The organism is Bradyrhizobium sp. CCBAU 45321, from assembly GCF_028128975.1.
Classification (GTDB): domain Bacteria; phylum Pseudomonadota; class Alphaproteobacteria; order Rhizobiales; family Xanthobacteraceae; genus Bradyrhizobium; species Bradyrhizobium yuanmingense.
In genome coordinates this window covers 58,969-77,338 of the sequence record NZ_LFKZ01000115.1, presented here as the reverse complement: position 1 = coordinate 77,338, position 18,370 = coordinate 58,969, and the positions used below count along the sequence as shown (strand labels likewise).

Annotated in this window: 19 protein-coding genes; 6 read left to right on the top strand and 13 right to left on the bottom strand. The window is 65.3% G+C overall.

What is annotated here, in order from left to right; all coding sequences use genetic code 11:
- Positions 1 to 26: 26 nt before the first annotated feature.
- Together ACM43_RS14450 and ACM43_RS14445 are read right to left on the bottom strand one after the other, a co-directional pair.
- A complete protein-coding gene (locus ACM43_RS14450; RefSeq protein ID WP_271540739.1) occupies positions 27 to 1,205 on the bottom strand; it encodes a cytochrome P450 in 1,179 nt (392 codons plus the stop codon).
- 16 nt (positions 1,206 to 1,221) lie between these two features.
- Entirely contained in the window at positions 1,222 to 2,430 is a 1,209-nt protein-coding gene (locus ACM43_RS14445) for an ABC transporter substrate-binding protein (RefSeq protein ID WP_271540738.1), read from the bottom strand.
- A gap of 107 nt (positions 2,431 to 2,537) precedes the next feature.
- Here ACM43_RS14445 and ACM43_RS14440 point away from each other — a divergent pair, with 107 nt between their 5' ends.
- Entirely contained in the window at positions 2,538 to 3,017 is a 480-nt protein-coding gene (locus ACM43_RS14440) for a MarR family winged helix-turn-helix transcriptional regulator (RefSeq protein ID WP_036024920.1), read from the top strand.
- 172 nt (positions 3,018 to 3,189) lie between these two features.
- Complete coding sequence (locus tag ACM43_RS14435) at positions 3,190 to 4,140, top strand: LysM peptidoglycan-binding domain-containing protein (protein ID WP_271540737.1); 951 nt, start codon at positions 3,190 to 3,192, stop codon at positions 4,138 to 4,140.
- A 157-nt stretch (positions 4,141 to 4,297) separates the two neighbouring features.
- Here the strand turns inward: ACM43_RS14435 and ACM43_RS14430 are convergent, their stop codons facing one another.
- Positions 4,298 to 5,371, bottom strand: a complete 1,074-nt coding sequence (locus ACM43_RS14430) for a tartrate dehydrogenase (RefSeq protein ID WP_271540736.1) — start codon at positions 5,369 to 5,371, stop codon at positions 4,298 to 4,300.
- 273 nt (positions 5,372 to 5,644) lie between these two features.
- On the opposite strand from ACM43_RS14430, the gene ACM43_RS14425 reads away from it, so the two are divergent.
- A complete protein-coding gene (locus ACM43_RS14425; RefSeq protein WP_271540735.1) occupies positions 5,645 to 6,562 on the top strand; it encodes a LysR family transcriptional regulator in 918 nt (305 codons plus the stop codon).
- A 71-nt stretch (positions 6,563 to 6,633) separates the two neighbouring features.
- Complete coding sequence (locus ACM43_RS14420) at positions 6,634 to 7,458, top strand: aspartate dehydrogenase (protein ID WP_157284750.1); 825 nt, start codon at positions 6,634 to 6,636, stop codon at positions 7,456 to 7,458.
- 4 nt (positions 7,459 to 7,462) lie between these two features.
- Here the strand turns inward: ACM43_RS14420 and ACM43_RS14415 are convergent, their stop codons facing one another.
- The 9 genes from ACM43_RS14415 to ACM43_RS14375 all read right to left on the bottom strand — a co-directional run bounded on the left by ACM43_RS14415 (position 7,463) and on the right by ACM43_RS14375 (position 15,679).
- The gene (locus tag ACM43_RS14415) at positions 7,463 to 8,767 is read right to left on the bottom strand and encodes a PQQ-dependent sugar dehydrogenase (protein ID WP_271540734.1); all 1,305 of its coding nucleotides are present in this window, start codon (positions 8,765 to 8,767) and stop codon (positions 7,463 to 7,465) included.
- Between the two features lie 139 nt (positions 8,768 to 8,906).
- The gene (locus ACM43_RS14410; protein ID WP_025038081.1) at positions 8,907 to 9,116 is read right to left on the bottom strand and encodes a hypothetical protein; all 210 of its coding nucleotides are present in this window, start codon (positions 9,114 to 9,116) and stop codon (positions 8,907 to 8,909) included.
- Positions 9,117 to 9,249: 133 nt separating this feature from the next.
- The gene (locus ACM43_RS14405; RefSeq protein WP_271540733.1) at positions 9,250 to 9,876 is read right to left on the bottom strand and encodes a methyltransferase family protein; all 627 of its coding nucleotides are present in this window, start codon (positions 9,874 to 9,876) and stop codon (positions 9,250 to 9,252) included.
- A gap of 26 nt (positions 9,877 to 9,902) precedes the next feature.
- Entirely contained in the window at positions 9,903 to 10,934 is a 1,032-nt protein-coding gene (locus ACM43_RS14400) for an NAD-dependent epimerase/dehydratase family protein (protein WP_271540732.1), read from the bottom strand.
- A gap of 27 nt (positions 10,935 to 10,961) precedes the next feature.
- Entirely contained in the window at positions 10,962 to 11,480 is a 519-nt protein-coding gene (locus ACM43_RS14395) for an Mpo1 family 2-hydroxy fatty acid dioxygenase (protein WP_157284818.1), read from the bottom strand.
- 171 nt (positions 11,481 to 11,651) lie between these two features.
- Positions 11,652 to 12,317 carry an OmpA family protein gene (locus ACM43_RS14390; protein WP_271540731.1) on the bottom strand — a complete coding sequence of 222 codons (666 nt, stop codon included), beginning with the start codon at positions 12,315 to 12,317 and terminating at the stop codon, positions 11,652 to 11,654.
- The gene (locus ACM43_RS14385) at positions 12,317 to 12,733 is read right to left on the bottom strand and encodes a hypothetical protein (RefSeq protein WP_271540730.1); all 417 of its coding nucleotides are present in this window, start codon (positions 12,731 to 12,733) and stop codon (positions 12,317 to 12,319) included. Before ACM43_RS14385 ends, ACM43_RS14390 begins: the two co-directional genes overlap by 1 nt.
- 88 nt (positions 12,734 to 12,821) lie before the next feature.
- Entirely contained in the window at positions 12,822 to 13,109 is a 288-nt protein-coding gene (locus tag ACM43_RS14380) for a type II toxin-antitoxin system HicB family antitoxin (protein ID WP_157284743.1), read from the bottom strand.
- An 8-nt stretch (positions 13,110 to 13,117) separates the two neighbouring features.
- Positions 13,118 to 15,679 carry an ATP-dependent helicase gene (locus tag ACM43_RS14375; RefSeq protein ID WP_271540729.1) on the bottom strand — a complete coding sequence of 854 codons (2,562 nt, stop codon included), beginning with the start codon at positions 15,677 to 15,679 and terminating at the stop codon, positions 13,118 to 13,120.
- Between the two features lie 236 nt (positions 15,680 to 15,915).
- On the opposite strand from ACM43_RS14375, the gene ACM43_RS14370 reads away from it, so the two are divergent.
- Positions 15,916 to 16,089, top strand: coding sequence for a DUF1328 domain-containing protein (locus ACM43_RS14370; protein ID WP_036006471.1), 174 nt, complete (start codon positions 15,916 to 15,918; stop codon positions 16,087 to 16,089).
- A 166-nt stretch (positions 16,090 to 16,255) separates the two neighbouring features.
- On the opposite strand, the gene ACM43_RS14365 is transcribed toward ACM43_RS14370, so the two are convergent.
- Complete coding sequence (locus ACM43_RS14365) at positions 16,256 to 16,759, bottom strand: thioesterase family protein (protein ID WP_271540728.1); 504 nt, start codon at positions 16,757 to 16,759, stop codon at positions 16,256 to 16,258.
- A gap of 87 nt (positions 16,760 to 16,846) precedes the next feature.
- Here ACM43_RS14365 and ACM43_RS14360 point away from each other — a divergent pair, with 87 nt between their 5' ends.
- Positions 16,847 to 18,271 carry an FAD-binding oxidoreductase gene (locus tag ACM43_RS14360; protein ID WP_271540727.1) on the top strand — a complete coding sequence of 475 codons (1,425 nt, stop codon included), beginning with the start codon at positions 16,847 to 16,849 and terminating at the stop codon, positions 18,269 to 18,271.
- Positions 18,272 to 18,370: the final 99 nt, after the last annotated feature.

Sequence of the window (18,370 nt, the reverse complement as noted above, 5' to 3'; positions counted from 1 at the left end):
TCGCGCATCCGGCCGCGTGATGCCGCCTAAGCTGGCGTCACGCGAACCGGCATGCTCTCCAGCCCGCGCAGGGAATTGTTGAGCCTGCGCTTCGGCTCCGCCGTGAACTCGATCGTCTTCACGCGCCTTGCGAGCTCGCCGAAGATCAATTCGCCCTCCAGACGTGCGATCATCTGGCCGACGCAGGCGTGGATGCCTGCGCCGAAGCCGACATGGCCGGTTGCAACCCGCTCCACGTCGAAACGGCCCGGCTTGTCCCAGCGCGCGGGATCGCGATTGGCGGAGGCCATGAACAGCAGCACCTTACGGTGCGCCGGGATCACGCCGCCGCCGATCTCGGCATCGCGCGAGGTGGTACGAAAGAACGTCTGCACCGGTGAATCGTAGCGCAGACCTTCCTCGAAGGCGTTGCGTGCCAGCTCTGGTTTCTCGTGCAGCTTGCGATATTCGTCCGGATGGGTGGCGAGCGCGAGCAGGGTATTGCCGATGCCGTTGACGGTGGTGTCGATCCCGGCAGTGAGGAACGGCCGCACCAGATGCGTCGCCTCGTGCTCGGTGATCTCGCCCTCATCGGCCGCCTGGTAGATCATCATGCCGAGGCTGTCGGGCCGTAGCGCATCGCGCGCACAACATTCCATGATCCAGCTCTGCGCCGCGAGACCGTCCTTCCGCGACGCCGCGAGGATCTCGTTCTCCGGGCCGAAGCTGTTGAATACGAACGTGCTCCAGGCGAGCAGCTTCTCGCGCCCATCGGGGCGGATGCCGATCGCGTCCGGAAACACCTTCATCGGATAGGCTTCCGCAAGATCGGTCACGGCATCGAACGTGCCTTTGTCGATCAGCTCCGAGACCTTCCTCTCTGCTTCGCGCTGGAACGTCTCGCGCAGCTTCCTTGCGACGCCCGGAGACAGCGTGCGGCCGAGCACGCGGCGGCCCTTGTCGTGGTCGGGCGGATCGATCTGCAGCGTCAGCGGCTTTGGCAGCGCCGGGTTCATCCCGTTCAGCCCGACGCCCTCGCCACTGATGAACGTTTTCCAGTCCTTCAGGGCCGCTTCGACCTCGGCATTGCAGGCCATAGCCCACACGCCGTAGCGCTCCACTTCGAACACCGGCCCGATTGCGCGCAGCGCCTCATAGGCGGGATAGGGATCCGTCAGAAAGCCGGGCGCGAACGGATCGATCGGACTGGATGCAATGCCGCTCATGGTCAGCTCCGAACCGCTATTGCTTTGCGAGCGGGCACTGACCGTCACTCTCGGACCGGAACGCGTCCTCGCCCTTGATCGTGGCAACGACCTTCAGCAGATCCCAGGACGAATTCGATTCCTCGGGAGCCTTGACCTGCAACAGGTAGAGCGGATGGATCTTGCGGCCGTCCTTGCGGATGTAGCCCTTGCCGAACACCGGATCGTCGGTCGGCATCTGCTTCATCGTCGCGACCACGGCCTTGCCGTCCTTGGCGCCGCCGGCCTTGTCGACTGCCTTGAGGTAGTGGATGACCGAGGCATAGACGCCGGCCTGCATGTCGTTCGGATAGGCCTTCGAGGGAATGCGTTCGGCGAAGCGCTTCGCGAAAGCACGCGTGCCGTCGGTCAGATCCCAGTAGAACGGATTCATGATCTGCGCGCCCTGCGCAAACTTGAGCCCAAGCGCGGGAAGACCGTTCATGCCGAGGATCAATCCGACCAGCTTGTGATCCTTCGTCAGCCCGAACTCGGCGGCCTGCTTCATCGAGGTGATGGTATCGTCCCCTGCATTGGCGAATGCGATGACGCTCGCGCCCGACGCCTGGGCCTGGAGCAGGAATGAGGCGTAATCAGCCGTGCCCAACGGATGCCGCACGCTGCCGAGCACCTCACCGCCGGACGCTTTCACGGCTTCCGCGGCCTGCTTTTCCAGATCATGGCCGAACGCGTAATCCGCGGTGATGAAGAACCATTTCTTGCCGCCCTGCTGCACGATGGCCTTGCCGAGGCCGCGCCCGTAGGAATAGGTGTCGTAGGTCCAGTGCACGGTGTTTGGCGTGCACTTCTCCCCGGTCAGCAGCACCGTGCCGGCGCCCGAGCCGACGAAGACCTTGTTCTTCTCGGCGCTCATGCCGGCCACGGCGAGCGCAATCGACGAGTTCGGAATGTCGAAGATCGCATCGACGCTCTCGTTCTCGTACCAGCGCCGGGCGATACCGATGCCGATGTCCGTTTTGTTCTGATGGTCCGCCGCAACGACTTCCACCGGCTTGCCGGCGGCCTTTCCGCCATAGTCCTCGACGGCCATCTTGGCGGCGACGACCGAGCCGATGCCCTGATAGCTCGCGAACGGCCCCGATTGATCGTTCAGGATGCCGATCTTCACGACGTCCTGGGCCAAGGCCGGTGCGGCGGTCAGCACCGCGGCCACCATGCATAGTTTATGCAGGAATTTGCTGTTCATTGTGTCCCTCCCCTGGGCGGTCTTGGTGCCGCTCTATAATAGTTATATTTTATAGCTATTTTCGAGAGTGTCAATTCGGCCGACTTGTGGCCGCCGGATCCAGGATCATGAGCCCGAAAGCAGTCAGACCCGGAGCGAAGCCCGCTCAACCGTCGGAGACGTCACTGGACTTGCGCGCGCTGCAGCGCACGCCCGGCTTCATGCTGCGGCTCGCGCAGCTGAAGTTCTTCGAAGGCTTCTACGAGGAGTTCGCCGCTCTGGGCCTTACGCCCGCGACCTATGCGATCTTCGTCGTCATTCGCGACAATCCGGGCGTTCCCCCCAGCAGCCTTGCCAGCCTGCTCCGCCTGCGCCTGCCGAACCTGATCAAGATCCTGAACGAGCTGGAATCGTCCGGCTTCATCAAGCGTAACCGCTCGAAATCCGACCGCCGCGCGGTCGAGTTGATGCTTACGCCGAAGGGCGCCAAGCTCATTCAGGACGGGGCAAGCCTGACGGGGCTCTATAACCGGAAGATGCTGGCCCCGCTCACCGAGGCGGAGCAACGCACCCTCCTCGAATTGCTCAACCGGCTGCTGCCGCTTTAGCCCGGGAGAGGCCCGCCTGAGGCCGACGGTCGCAGCCCCGTCCCGCGGCGCGGCAGCCGGAGAGGGCGCCGGACGAGAGATGGTCGGTTCCGTGCCCCAAAATCCACCCAATCGGTGGTCACTAAGCCCGGCAGGGGAGGCCGCTGCCTCCCAGGGTGGGACTGCTGGACTGATGATTCATTCGAGGCGACTCCTCGCGCTGGCAGCGATCGTGCTGCTCGCCTTGAGCAGCGGCACGGCCGCTGCCTCACCGCCGAAGTCCAAGACCAACGCGACCGCCCCCGCCGCGCCGCCGCCGCCTCCGCCGTTCGAGCCGTTGCCGCCGCCAAAAATTTACCTGTTCCGCGGCGCCATGGGTCCCATCTTCTCGACCGGCATGGATCGGCTCGAAGAGAAGCTAACGAAGGCGGGCTTCTCGGCTAACGTCTACGAATTCACCATCTGCCGGTGGATCGGCGATCGCGCCATCTCCAGCTATAAGGAATCGCCGGCGCCGATCGTGCTGATGGGCCATTCCATGGGCGGGCTGTGCTCGATCGTCATCTCCGAGATGGCGGCCAAGGAGAACATCCCGATCAGCCTCGTCATCGCCATCGATCCCGCGCAAGCGACCGGCGATGTTCCCCTCAACGTCGAGCGCTTCATCAACATCTTCCTGTCCGACAGCGTGCTCGGCGGCGGCGACGTCGTGGCTGTTCCCGGCTTTCGCGGCCATTACGCCAGCTATGACCTCAAGCGGAACGCGCGCGTCACCCACATCAACATCGAGAAGTCCGACGATATCCATCGTCAGATCGTCGAGATGGTGACGCAGCTGCCGCGTATTCCGCCGCAAACGCAGGCCGATGCCGTGCCGCTGCGCTATCTCGTGCCGGCGGACACGCTGGTCGAATTGTGGGACAGTGGCGTGCGGGTGCCGGTGCGCCGCGGCGACACCATGGAGAGCATCGCCGCAGCCAACCGCGTGCCGCTGTGGACGCTGGCGCAGAGCAACTCGCTGCCCGAGAACGCGCAGCTGACGCCGGGCCAGACCATCATCGTCCCCCGCCACCTGACACCGCCCGAGCCGGCCGCCGCGATGGCGGTTCCTTCGCCAGCTCCGGCGACGGCTGGACGAAAATAAGAGGCCCTCTTGTCGCCGAGGGACGCAGTGCTTGTCGAGTGAGCAGTCGTTCCGCAAACGCGTCATGCCCGGGCTTGTCCCGGGCATCCACGTGCTTGGCACGGCACGAAAGATCGTGGATGGCCGAGACAAGCCCGGCCATGACGTAGAGCCGTGATCAAACATTCGATCCGTGAATCGCATCGACCACGGCATCAGTCACTTCCTTCGTCGTTGCCTTGCCGCCGACATCCGGCGTCAGCACGCCGGCGGCGCAGACACGCTCGACGGCCGCCATCAGCCGTAAGGCGGCATCCTTCTCGCCGAGATGCTCGAGCATCTGCGCGCCGGTCCAGAACGTCGCGACCGGGTTGGCGATGCCCTTGCCGGTGATGTCGAAGGCCGAGCCGTGGATCGGCTCGAACATCGAGGGGAAGCGGCGCTGCGGATCGATGTTTCCGGTCGGCGCGACGCCGAGGCTTCCCGCCAGCGCGCCGGCTAGATCGGAGAGGATGTCGGCATGGAGATTGGTTGCGACGATGGTGTCGAGGCTCTTCGGATGCAGCGTCATGCGCACCGTCATGGCGTCGACCAGCATCTTGTCCCAGGTCACGTCAGGGAATTCGCCGGCGACCTCGGCCGCGATCTCGTCCCACATCACCATGCCATGGCGCTGCGCGTTCGACTTGGTCACGACGGTCAGCAGCTTGCGCGGGCGCGACTGCGCGAGCTGGAACGCATAGCGCATGATCCGCGTGACGCCGACGCGGGTGAAGACGGCGACTTCGGTGCCGACCTCTTCCGGCAGGCCCTTGTGGGCGCGGCCACCCATGCCGGCATATTCGCCTTCCGAGTTCTCGCGCACGATCACCCAGTCGAGATCGCCGACGCCGACATTGCGCAGCGGCGAGGCGACGCCCGGCAGGATCTTGGTCGGCCGCACATTGGCGTATTGGTCAAAACCCTGGCAGATCGGCAGGCGCAGGCCCCACAGCGTGATGTGGTCGGGCACGTCGGGGGCGCCGACCGCGCCGAAATAGATCGCGTCGAACGTCTTCAGCTCGCTGAGACCCTCCGCCGGCATCATCACGCCGTGCTTTTTGTAATAATCCGAGCCCCAGTCGAACGTCTTGACGTTGAAAGCGATGTCGCCGCTGCGTTTTGCAAGAGCCTCCAGCACGCGCAACCCGGCCGAAATGACTTCGGGGCCGATGCCGTCGGCGGGAATGGCTGCGATCGAATGGGTCCGCATGGGAAGGCTCCGTTTGAGAGATCGGGCCGGCATATCCGGCCGTCGGCGTCGCGGGCGAATCTAGACGGGAGCGCAGGGCAAACTCAATCGGCGCTAGTTTATACAAAAAAATGATATAATCCTGGGGAGGCCGCCACGGCGTCATGGCCGGGCTTGACCCGGCCATCCACGCCTTTCCCCGCGGCCCAAGAACGTGGATGCCCGGGACAAGCCCGGGCATGACGACCTCGCGCAAGGCTTCAAGCGCGGTCTGGCGAGGCGAGAGGACGGCGAATGGAATTGCATCAGCTCCGATGCTTCGTGGCGACGGCCGAGCAGCTGCACTTCGGCCGCGCGGCGCAGCAGCTCCAGATGCTACCTTCTGCGCTCGGCCGGCAGATCAGGCTGCTGGAGGAGCATTTTGGAACGCGGCTGTTTGCGAGGACGACGCGAGCGGTGCAGCTCACCGAGGACGGCGCGACGCTGCTGCGCGATGTCCGCGCCATCCTCGCCAAGGTCGAGGCTGTCGAGAGCAACTTCCGAAATCGCTTGCGCGCGGGGACCGCGCGACGGCTGCGGGTCGGTGCCATCGACAGCGCAGCGGCCGGACTGTTGCCGCCGCTTCTGCGCGATTTTCGTGCCAGGCACCCTGACATTGCGGTGCAGCTCCTCGAAGACAAGACTGTCCGGCTGCTGCCGAAGATTTTGACCGGTGCGATCGATCTCGCCTTCGTGCGTCCGCCTGACCGGCCGGACAAGCGACTTGAATTCCGAGACCTGCTTCAGGAGAGCGCGATCGTTGCGTTCCCGCGGCGGCACGCTCTGGCCGGGCGCAAAGCGATCACGCTCGCGGATATCGCCCAGGAGGCGATGCTGGTGCCGGACCGCCGCTCGCGACCGGATAGCCACGACCTCACGGTCAAGCTGTTCGAGCAGGCCGGCCTAACGCCGCGCATCGTGCAGGTCGCCGACGAGAAGCAGACCATCATTAACCTCGTGGCAACGAAGCTCGGGGTCGCGATCGTGCCGCGCTGGACCGCACGGATGGCGGTGGCGGGTGTGCGCTTCGTGCCGCTTCGACTGAGGCAGAGCGGGTCGGTCGGCCGGTTGCCGCTTGCCGCCGCCTGGCTGCGTGGCTCGCGCGATCCGGCCCGCGATGCCATGCTGGCGGTTCTGGAAGCCCGCCTGCGCAGCTATGCGCGGGAGGCGTGAGCGGCTATGACATCGGCCAAGACAGAGGCCAAGACAGAGGCCAAGACAGAGGCCAAGACAGAGGGATGGTGATGACGGATCAGACGCCTTCAGGCGAATTGCGGGTGGCCATTGCCGGGCTGGGCTCGATCGGCACCAAGATTGCAGCCGCGCTCGATCAGGGCATCGAGGGCCTGTCGCTCGCGGCCGTGGCCGTGCGGGATCCCGCCAAGCATCAAGCCTTCGTCGACAGCCTGCGCCACCCGCCGAAGATCCTGCCGATCGCCCAGCTCGGCGATGCCGCCGACATCGTCGTCGAATGCGCGCCGAGCAGCCAGCTGCGTGCGATCGTCGAGCCGGCGGTGAAGCGCGGCAAGGCCGCCGTCGTGGTCAGCGTCGGCGGCCTGCTCGACAATTTCGATCTCGTCGATCTCGCCCGCGCCAATGGCGGCCGCATCCTCGTGCCGACCGGCGCGCTGATCGGCCTCGATGCCGTCAACGCCGCCGCAATCGGCACCATCCATTCCGTGAAGATGGTGACCCGCAAGCCGATTGACGGCTTGAAGGGCGCGCCGTTCATCGTCCAGAACAGGATCGACATCGACAATCTGCGCGAGCCGCTGAAGCTGTTCGAGGGCAGCGCGCGCGAAGCGGCAAAGGGCTTTCCGGCCAACGTCAATGTCGCCGTTGCGTTGTCGCTCGCGGGCATCGGGCCTGATCGCACCCAAATCCAGGTTTGGGCCGACCCGACCGTGACACGCAACGTTCACCGCATCGAGGTCGAGGCGGATTCGGCGCGCTTCTCGATGGGCATCGAGAACATCCCGTCCGAGAATCCCAAGACCGGCTTGATCACCGCGCTGTCGGTGATCGCGCTGCTCCGCAAGCAGCGCGCCACGCTGTGCGTCGGGACGTGAGCTCCTACGCCCCCGTCACGCGCCAGATCACGTTGCCGACGTCGTCGGCCATCAGTAGCGATTTCCCGTCGGGACCGATCGTGACGCCGACCGGGCGACCGTAGGATTCCTTCTCGTCCGGCGACAGGAAGCCCGACAGGATGTCGCGCGAGGGGCCGGACGGCTTGCCGTTCGCGAACGGGATGAACACCAGCTTGTAGCCGGACAGCTTGCTGCGATTCCACGAGCCGTGCTGGCCGATCACCATGCCGTCGCCGAAGCCGGGCAGGGTGCCTGCGGGCATCCAGCACAGGCCGAGCGAGGCTGTGTGGCCACCGAGCGCATAGTCCGGTTGAATCGCCTTGGCGACCATCACGGGATCCTGCGGCACGCGGTCGTCCACCGTCTTGCCCCAGTAGCAGTAGGGCCAGCCGTAGAAGCCTCCGTCGCGCACGGACGTGAGATAGTCGGGCGGCGTCTCGTCGCCGAGGCCGTCGCGCTCGTTGACGACGGTCCAGAGCACCTTCGTAGTCGGCTCCCAGGCAAGGCCCACGGGATTGCGCAGGCCGGCCGCAAAGATGCGATGCGTGCCGGCGACGAGATCGAGCTCGTAGACCGCAGCGCGGCCTTGCTCGACCTCCATGCCCATCTCGGCGATGTTGCTAAGCGAGCCGACGCCGGCATAGAGCTTCTTGCCGTCGGGACTGGCGAGCAGGCTGCGCGTCCAGTGGCCGGCAGGCTTGAACGTCGTGAGCCGCTTGCCCGGTGCTGTGATGCGGTCGGCATCGGCAACGTACGGGAAAGCCATTACGCCGTCGGTGTTGCCGACATAGAAAGTGTCGCCGACCAGTGCCATGCCGAACGGCTGGCTCAGGTTCTCCATGAACGTGCCGCGCACTTCGGCGACGCCGTCGCCGTCCTTGTCGCGCAACAGCGTGATGCGGTTGGCGGAGACGCCGAGCGCGGCGGCGCGGCGCATCGTCGCCTGCATCGCATAGTGGAACACGCTGCGCGGGGCGCCCGCGATCTGCGTTGCCTCTGCGATCAACACGTCGCCATTGGGCAGCACCTCGATCCAGCGCGGATGGTCGAGACCGGTCGCGAATGCATCGACCTTCAGCCCGGGTGCAGCGATCGGCTTCTGTCCGTCGCGCCAGCCGCGTGCGGTCGGCATCTTCAAGGTCGGGATCGCGCCTTGCGGTTTCGCTTCGGGAATGGCGGGCTTTTCGCCCCAGGCCGGCGTGGGCTCGGTGCCCGTCATCTTGCGCCATTGCAGCGCGATGCCGCCAATGAAGGCGACGAACTGCGCGAAGATGCTGGAAAACGTCATGACAAGCCCCCGTGTGCGCGCGCATCCAACTGGTTGACGGGGCCGACGTCAACCTGTGCGGAGCTCAGCAGGGGCCTATTCCCGTGGAATGGCAGCCGATCGAATTTGCATGGGACAGGTCGCGGCGTCGGCCCGGAGATCAACGGCCGATCTGCCGCTCCAGCCGTCGTGCCGCGCGAAAATCATCCAAGTGACGGATGTTCGGCGCCAGCGCCGCTTCCCTGGAGAGCAGATGATAGACCCGCGCCACCGTGCGCTGCTTCTGCTTCGTCCGCCCGGGGGGCAGCGCCCGCGCCTTGCGGACGGCGGCGATCGCGTGTGCGCGAAAATAATCGTAGGCGTCCGACATGGCTCGATGCTCTGCGGCCGTTGACAGATGTCGAGGGCTAACGGACCAGCGGAGGTGTGGTTCCTTGGCGAGTCGGATCGTGCACTCGTGCCCCGGACGCACCGCAGCGCGTCTGGACAGGAGAGTGACGCCCTCACCGCGGCGACGTGAACGGAATGATCATCGGAACGCGGCGGCAATAGGCGCCATAGGCGTGTTCGCCGAGCTCCTTGGACAGGAACACCTCTTCCATCCGGCCCTTCTGCCACATGCCGAGCGAGATCAGGATGGCGCCGAGGATCGTCGTCACCAAGCCGATCGCGACGCCGGTGACCAGCATCCCGAAGATTAGTCCGGTGTAGATGGGGTGGCGCACCAAGCCATACGGCCCGGTGTCGATGACGCGATGGTCTTCCTTCTGGGTGATGGTGTTGGACCAGAATTTTCCGAGATGCAGCCGCCCCCACCATGCGAAAGCGATGCCGGCGACTGAGAGGACCGCCGCGATGATGATGCCGGTGTTGCCGAGCACCCAAAGCGGCTTCCAGCCCATGGCTTCCGCAATGAACGGCGTGTACAGGATGCCGCCGACCAGGATCGGCAGGCGATAGCGCTGCGACTCCAGCGTCATGACCTGCTTCTTGGTTCGCCCCTGCCAGAACGAGGCGCCGACCCAGCTGACCAGAAAAGCGAGCCAGATCAGGGCGAGCAGTTGCGTCGGCCAGGTCGTGGTCCAGCCACCCCAGGCGACAGAGAGAAGCTTGCTGAAATCGAAAGACATGAAGGTTCTTTGCGTTTGAAGCGGCGTCAGCTCGCGCGCGAGGACAGCGCGTGATGCTTGAGGGCGCCGGAGGGCTGCTGGCCGTTGCGGGCGAGCAGGTGGGTGATGGTTTCGCGCAAGACCGGCTCGATCGGACGCGGCGAATAGCCGAGCTCGGTACGGGCTTTGCCGATCGAAAGATCGCTCGCGGCGAGCGCGATCCGCACGCCCTCGGCGGTGCCGTTGGGCGGCCGGCGCGTGATGTGATCGGCGATGTATTCGAGCATGATCGCGGAGAGCTCGGCGATCTTGCCAGGTACGACGACCGGAAATTGCCGGCGGCCGCTCATCGCCGACATCATGCGCAGGATGTCGCCGAGCGGGACGCAGTCGCCGCCGAGGATGTAGCGGTGCCCGAGGCGGCCGCGTTCCATGGTCAGCACGAGACCCATGGCGACGTCGCGGACGTCGACCAGGTTGACCAGAAAGTTGAGATGCGGCTGCACCTTCTTCTGCAGGAAGTACCAGAGCATCGCGGTCGGCGGTGTCAGATGTTGGTCGGCGGCGCCGATCGGCATGGTCGGCGTGCCGATCACCACCGGGAAGCCCGCTTCTGCCGCCTTGGCGGCATGATGCTCGGCAAGCGATTTCGACCGCGTATAGGCGCCGGGCATCGCCTCGGCCGGCTGCAGCGCCTCTTCGGCGGGAACGCCCTTGAGGTCGGAATAGGGGAACAGGATCGATTCGGTCGAGCAGTGCAGGAAGCGCGAGACGCCGCGCTTCATCGCCGCCGCCAGCACGACTTCGGTGCCGCGGCAATTGACCTCGTGAAAGTCCTGCTTGTTGGCGACCCACATGCCGGGCAGGCCGGCGAGGTGATAGACCTGATCGCAACCGGCGATCGCCGCATCGACCGCGGCACAGTCCAGCACCGAGCCGTGGACATGCTCGACATCCGCGTTCGCCGCGCTCGGCACACGGACATCAAGAATGCGGACCCGCTGCCCACGGGCGCGGAGCGCTTCTACGAGGTGATGTCCGATGAAGCCACTGCCACCGGTAACCAGGACGAGAGCCATGCAGAAGTTGCTGTTTCGCTTCGAGCGTTATCGGGTTGAAAGAGAATTGGCCGGAAGAGGCGCCAGAATCGCGGCAAGGTCGCGACGGAAGCCCAATGCAATGAATAATTTTGCCATGACGAACATCGGTCCAAGCAAAAGATGCGAGGGGAACGTGAACAACGAGGCCTCGCGCCCCTCAAAAACCTTGTGGCCGATGGCCTGCGCGGCGAGGCCGAGCACCACCAGCGTCGCGAAAATCGCCCACATCGTCGCGGTGCTGACTTGCGCCGCGATCGTCGTCGCAACCGAAAATAGCACGACGGAGACGGCCAGAATGCCGAGCCCGAGCGCCGCGTCGAGCAGCAGCCAATAAATCAAGACCGGAACAGCCAGGACCACCGCCAGGCTGACGTTGAATCCGAACAGCGGAAGCTTGACCAGCGTCAGCGGCAGCACGGCGCCGGTGAACAGCAGAAGGATGCCGACCACATGCATCGCCGTATTGCGGGGATCGCGATGGTACTCGACATAAACGGCAAGTTGGCGCTGGAAAAAGCCACCCATTTCGGTCTCATGCAGCACGGGGTCGGGAAGGGCGAACAGAGGCTATAGCACTGGACCGGGCAGTGCACAAACCGGCACTTTTGTCGCGTGAAACCGCCTGCGCGCGTCCGGGACAGGCTGCAAAATAGTCCGCACTTCAAAGGGTTCCGTCAGCCGCGCAGCCGCCTTCACTCAGCGCTTCTTGACGGGCTTTTTCGCCGCAGGCGCTGGCGTCGCTGCCGGACGCGGCTCCTCCGGCAGCTTGGCATAAGTCAGGATCTGCAACTGGCCGTTGACGGCGGAGGTCGGCTTGGCCCGATCGAGAAACTGCTCCTCGCCGAGGCCGATCGGATGCAGCCGCTTGGTCGAGATCTTGAAGGTGTTCACCAGCACGTCACGGATCGCATCGGCCCGGCGCTGGCTCAGGATCGCATTGGCCTCGCGCGTCTTCGAATTGGATTCGACGTGGCCGACGATCAGGAAAGTGTAGGGCAGCAGCGAGGCATGAACCAGCGCGTCCGCAATGCGGCCGACCGTCTGGTAGGATGTCGGCTGGATGATCGGCGTGTCGGCGTCGAACTGGATCTGCGCATTGAAGGCGGGCAGCTTGGCGAGCTCCGGCGCGATCAGCGGCCGGTTCACCGGCCCCGGATCGTTCTTGATCCTGGTCTTGGCGCGCTCCATCACCTGCTGCTTCAGCGCGGGCAGGTCGATCTCGGCGGCCTCTTCGAAATGGTTCAGCTTCGCGACGATGTCGTCGCGGGTCGGCGCCGCCGTCTGAGCGCCGGCGGGGCCCGCGAGCAAAGCGAGGCCCAGCGCCAAGCCCAGTCCTGCGGTGGCGAGCCCGTTCGCGCGCATCAGCGATACCCCGCGTCGTCAACGGCCTTCAGGCAGTTGTTGCTGATGCCCTTGGGCGTCGAGACCAGGCACGGGACCGACTTGCTGGTCTCCTTGGTCGAGCCGCCGCAGACCTTGACGATCTCGCGCTGGCAGGCGTTCGCCACGGTGACGCGCGCGGCGACGCGCTTCTGGATGGCCTCGAACACGCCGAGATAGTCGCTCGTGCACTGCGGCGAGAGCACGTCGCGATTGCGCGACAGGCATTCCTTCAGCCGGTTCGAATCCGGGTTGACGCCGCGGCAATTGGCGACGATTTCCGCCCCGCAGCTCGCCGCCAGCTTGCCGATCGAATCGCCAAAGCTCATGGTCTCCGCCGCCGCAAGCGACGGCATCCCCAATGCAAGCACGATCAATGTGATGGAGCCCCGGACCATGGGGTTATCTGATACGGGGAAGTTCGCGGTGGTCAAGGGGCGTTTCGGGCGAGAACTGTCGAGAGTTGCGCAGTGCGGCGAACAGTCCTCACTCGGCCTCAGCGAGGGGCGGCCAGTCGACCAGGGCGATGGTATGGTTCCTGACATCCTCGGCAAACGCCGGATCGGCCTTGAGCTCGTCCAGCGTCCGTGGCGGGGGCAGCTGGCGACCGTCCGCGATCAGCTCCTGCGCATAGAATGCGAGCGCCTCGGGCGCATTCTCCAGGGCCTCCTCGACGTCGTCGCCGCCAGAGATGCAACCGGGCAGGTCCGGAAACCACAAGCTCACGGTTTCGTCCGGCTCGGCGTCCTCGATGATGGCAACGTACTGAGCCATATCGGGCCTCACGCCCGCTGCACGAAACTGTCCACGACCTTCTTCTCGCCGGCCTTGTCGAAGGCGATGGTGAGCTTGTTGCCGTCGATCTTGGTGACGCGGCCATAGCCGAATTTCTGGTGGAAGACGCGGTCTTCCAGCGAGAATTCGGACGTCGTGCCGGTCGATTTGGCGACCAGCTCGCCTTCGATCGTCAAGGGCCCGCGCCGGCGCGAGGAGAAGCTGCCGAAATCGGGGCCGGATGACGAGGAGGAGAACGTCGCTGCCTCTTCCTCAAAACCGCCGCTTCGACCGCCGCCGCGATTCCGGTTCGCCTGCGCGCGCTGCCAGCCCGGGGTCGAATAGCTGGAGCCGAACGCCTCCATGTCGTCGAAGCGCGAGGCGCCGTAGCCGCCGCTGCCGCCCCATCCGGAGCCGCCCTTGGATTCCGTGATCTCGACATTGGCCGCCGGCAATTCGTCGAGGAAGCGCGACGGGATCGTGGTCGACCAGGTGCCATGGATCCGGCGATTGGTCGCGAAATAGATCTTTGCGCGGCGGCGGGCGCGCGTCAGGCCGACATGGCCAAGCCGGCGCTCTTCTTCCAGGCCGGCGCGGCCCTGCTCGTCCAGCGTGCGCTGGCTCGGGAACAGGCCTTCCTCCCAGCCCGGCAGGAACACGTTGTCGAATTCGAGGCCCTTGGCCGAATGCAGCGTCATTAGCGACACGGCATCGTCCTCGGCGCCACCCTCGCGGTCCATCACCAGCGAGATGTGCTCCAGGAACCCTTGCAGGTTCTCGAACTCCTCCATCGAGCGCACCAGCTCTTTCAGGTTCTCCAGCCGGCCCGCGGCGTCCGCCGAGCGGTCCTTCTGCCACATCTCGGTATAGCCGCTCTCGTCGAGCACGATCTGGGCGAGATCGGTGTGCGCGGTGACCTCGCGCTGGGCACGCCAGCGGTCGAACTGCGCGATGAGATCGCGAAGCGAGCCGCGCGCCTTCGGCTTCAGCTCGTCGGTCTCGACCACGGCGCGCGCCGCCTCGAACAAGGGAATGCGGCGCTTGCGGGCGTGGTCGTGCAGCATCTGCACGGTGGCATCGCCGAGCCCGCGCTTGGGCGTATTGACGATACGCTCGAAGGCGAGATCGTCGGCCGGCGAATTGATGACGCGCAAATAGGCCAGCGCGTCGCGGATTTCGGCGCGCTCGTAGAAGCGCGGGCCGCCGATGACGCGATAGGGCAGGCCCAGCGTGACGAAGCGGTCTTCGAACTCGCGCATCTGGTAGGAGGCACGCACGAGAATGGCGATCTCGTTGAGCTTCTCGCCCTGGCGCTGCAGCTGCTCGATCTCCTCGCCGATGCCGCGGGCTTCCTCTTCCGAATCCCAGGAGCCCGTGACGGTGACCTTCTCGCCGTCCTGGTCCTCGGTGCGCAGCGTCTTGCCGAGCCGGCCTTCATTGTGCGCTATCAGGTGCGAGGCGGCGGCGAGGATGTGACCCGTCGAGCGGTAGTTGCGCTCGAGGCGAATGACCTTGGCGCCAGGGAAATCGTGTTCGAAACGCAGGATGTTGTCGACCTCGGCGCCGCGCCAGCCATAGATCGACTGGTCGTCGTCACCGACGCAGCAGATGTTTTTGGTCTTCTCCTTCTCCCCACTTGCGGGGAGAAGGCCGGGATGAGGGGGAGTCTCCACGAGCTCGGTGCTTGGAGAGTCCCCCTCACCCGCATCGCTTCGCGATGCGACCTCTCCCCGCAAGCGGGGAGAGGTGGAAGAAGGCGCCTGCGACAAGAGCCGCAGCCACAGATATTGCGCGACGTTCGTGTCCTGGTACTCGTCGACCAGGATGAACTTGAAGCGCTGCTGGTACTGCCTGAGAATATCCGGGTGCTCGCGGAAGATGCGGATGTTCTCCAGCAGGAGGTCGCCGAAGTCGGCCGCGTTCAGGATCTTCAGCCGCTCCTGATAGCTCGCATAGAGCTTGCCGCCCTTGCCGTTGGCGAACATCGCGGCCTCGCCCGACGGCACCTGCGAAGGCATCAGGCCGCGGTTCTTCCAGCCGTCGATCAGGCCGGCCAGCATCCGCGCCGGCCAGCGCTTCTCGTCAATGTTCTCGGCCTGCAGCAGCTGCTTGAGCAGCCGGACCTGGTCGTCGACGTCGAGCACGGTGAAGTTCGACTTCAGCTGGGCCAGCTCGGCATGGAAACGCAGGACGCGGCCGCCGATGGAGTGGAAGGTGCCGAGCCACGGCATGCCTTCGACGGCGTGGCCGAGCATCTGGCCGAGCCGGTGCTTCATCTCGCGCGCGGCCTTGTTGGTGAAGGTCACCGACAGGATTTCGGCCGGGCGGGCGCGGCCCTGGCTCAAGATGTGCGCGATGCGCGTGGTCAGGACGCGGGTCTTGCCGGTGCCGGCGCCGGCCAGCACCAGGACCGGGCCGTCCAGCGTCTCCACCGCCTCGCGCTGCTCCGGATTGAGCCCGGCGAGGTATTTCGGGCCCACCGAGGCACGCGCACGCGCGGCGATGCCGCCGGCTGCGGGCTGGTGGTCGGGTACGGCTGTGATCTTGCTCGGCTCGGTCATGCGAATCATCGGCCCCACGATGGCACCGCGGGGTGGTGGAAGGGAGCCTTCTTAACAGGGATTGGTGCCTATATGGGGCGCCGGGCCGGGTTTTCCACGTGCGCGTCAGGCCGATTTGTTCCAGCTGAGCCGGCGAATTTCGCTCCCGCCGGGACCGGAACTATCGTTCCCGCGTCGAGATTGTCAGGACAGGTGGCGCGGCCAGCCGCGTCGATCGCAGACAACATCAAGACGAGGGTTTGACCATGCTAGGCTGGGTTGTGACGTTTCTGGTTATCGCACTGATCGCCGGCATCCTGGGCTTCGGCGGCGTCGCCGGCGCTTCGATCGAGATCGCCAAGATCATCTTCTTCATCGCAGTCGTTCTGTTCCTGGTCTCGGCCGTCGTCGGCCTCGCCCGCGGCCGCAACAGAATATAGCGCGCCGTAGTTTACCTCTCCCGTAGGGAGAGGTCGGATCGCATCGCAAGATGCGATCCGGGTGAGGGGTTACAGTCTCGCTTGGTGCTGCAGCCCCTCACCCGGATTGCTGCGCAATCCGACCTCTCCCCGGCGGGAGAGGTCAATCCCAGGCAGCACCGCGCTGCTAACGCTTCGAGGGCATCGCCACGCTCCGGCCGATGCCCTCGGGTCGCGTCAAGGCGCTGTGGGATTTGGCGACCCCTGCAATGCGCTGCCGGATGTCGGGCGGAAACGGCGCAACGCGCCGCGCATTCATGTCCATGTGCAGTGACATGTTCTCAGACGTCGCCGACAGCCAGCCCTCGGTGCCGTGCCGCATCTCCTCGAATGTGTGCAGCCGCTTGTCATCGGCGTTCAGCAGCCACACCAGGATTTGCACGGGATCGCCGAGATGGATCTCGCGCAAATAGCGCACGTGGCATTCGGCGGTGAAGGTCGAGCCGTTGCACTCGGTCTTGTAGACCGGGCCAATCCCGAGCTCGAGCCAGAACTCGTCGATCGCCCGATCGAACATCACGTTGTAATAGGCCATGTTGAGATGGCCGTTATAGTCGATCCATTGCGGCTCGACCTGCATGATCGAGGAGCGAAACGGCTCTGCGATCGGGGCTGTGGCAGTCTCCGGCATGTGTCCTTCCCAAGCTATGCGTCCGGTCCCTTGACTTGACCGGTTATATGTCCTTTGCCACGGTCTCTTCTCGTCGGGAGGAATTCCGTGGGTACGACCATCACCAATAATCCGCCGCGGCCGGAGCCGAAAGCCCTCGCAAGCGCGCTGGAGCAGCTTGCCGCGCGCTTCGGCAACCGCCTCATCACCTCGCAGGCCGTGCGCGAGCAGCACGGCCATACCACCACCTGGATTCCCAACCAGCCGCCCGATGGCGTGGTGATGGCGCAGGAGACCGCCGACATCCAGGACGTGGTGCGGATCTGCGCGAGACATCGCGTGCCCGTCATTCCCTTCGGCACCGGCACCTCGCTGGAAGGGCAGGTCAACGCGCCCGCCGGCGGCATCTCGATCGACCTGCGCGACATGAACAAGGTGCTCGCGGTGCATGCCGAGGACCTCGACTGCGTGATCGAGCCCGGCGTCACCCGCAAGGCGCTCAACGAGCATCTGCGTGACCAGGGACTGTTCTTCCCGATCGATCCCGGTGCGGATGCCTCGCTCGGCGGCATGGCCTCGACCCGCGCCTCCGGCACCAACGCGGTGCGCTACGGCACCATGCGCGACAGCGTACTGGCGCTGAAAGTGGTGCGCGGCGACGGCGAGATCATCACCACGGGCACGCGCGCCAAGAAATCGTCCGCGGGCTACGACCTGACGCATCTGTTCGTCGGCGCCGAAGGCACGCTCGGCATCATCTCGGAATTGACGATCCGCCTGCGCGGCATCCCCGAGACGATCGCGGCCGGCGCGGTGTCGTTCGAGACCGTGCACGGGGCCTGCCAGGCCGTGATCCTGGCGATCCAGACCGGCATTCCCGTCGCGCGCATCGAGCTGCTCAATGCCGCGCAGGTGAAGGCCTGCAACGCCTATTCCAAGCTGACGCTGCCGGAGACGCCGCTGCTGCTGATGGAATTCCACGGTAGCGAGATCGAGGTCGCCGAGCAATCCAAGGCGTTCGGCGAGATCGCGAGGGACTGCGGCGGCGGCGATTTCTCCTGGACCACCAAGCCGGAGGACCGCACCAAGCTGTGGCAGGCGCGGCACGATGCTTATTGGTCGGTGAAGGCGCTGCGGCCCGGCGACAGCATCGGCGTGGTCGCGACCGACGTCTGCGTGCCGATCTCGCGGCTCGCCGATTGCGTCAGCGAGACCGAGGAGGATCTCAAGCGGCTCAATTTGCTGTCGCCGATCGTCGGCCATGTCGGTGACGGTAATTTCCACTGCTCGCTGGTGTGCGACACCAACGACGCCGACGAGATGGCGCGCGGCGAGGAGTTCATGCATCGCCTGGTCGAGCGTGCGCAGGCGATGGACGGCACCTGCACCGGCGAACACGGCATCGGGCAGGGCAAGCAGAAATATCTCGAGGCCGAGCTCGGCCCCGAGGCGCTCGACGCGATGCGGGCGCTGAAGCAGGCACTCGATCCGCTCAACATTTTCAACCCCGGCAAGATCGTGCCGGAGGCCTAAGGGCCAGTGCATCTCTGACCGGGAACTTTCGGCAATCCTGCCGGTTCCAATTCCCGCCAATTTCCGATGCTCAATGGCAGGGCTTTGCGCGGGAGGGTG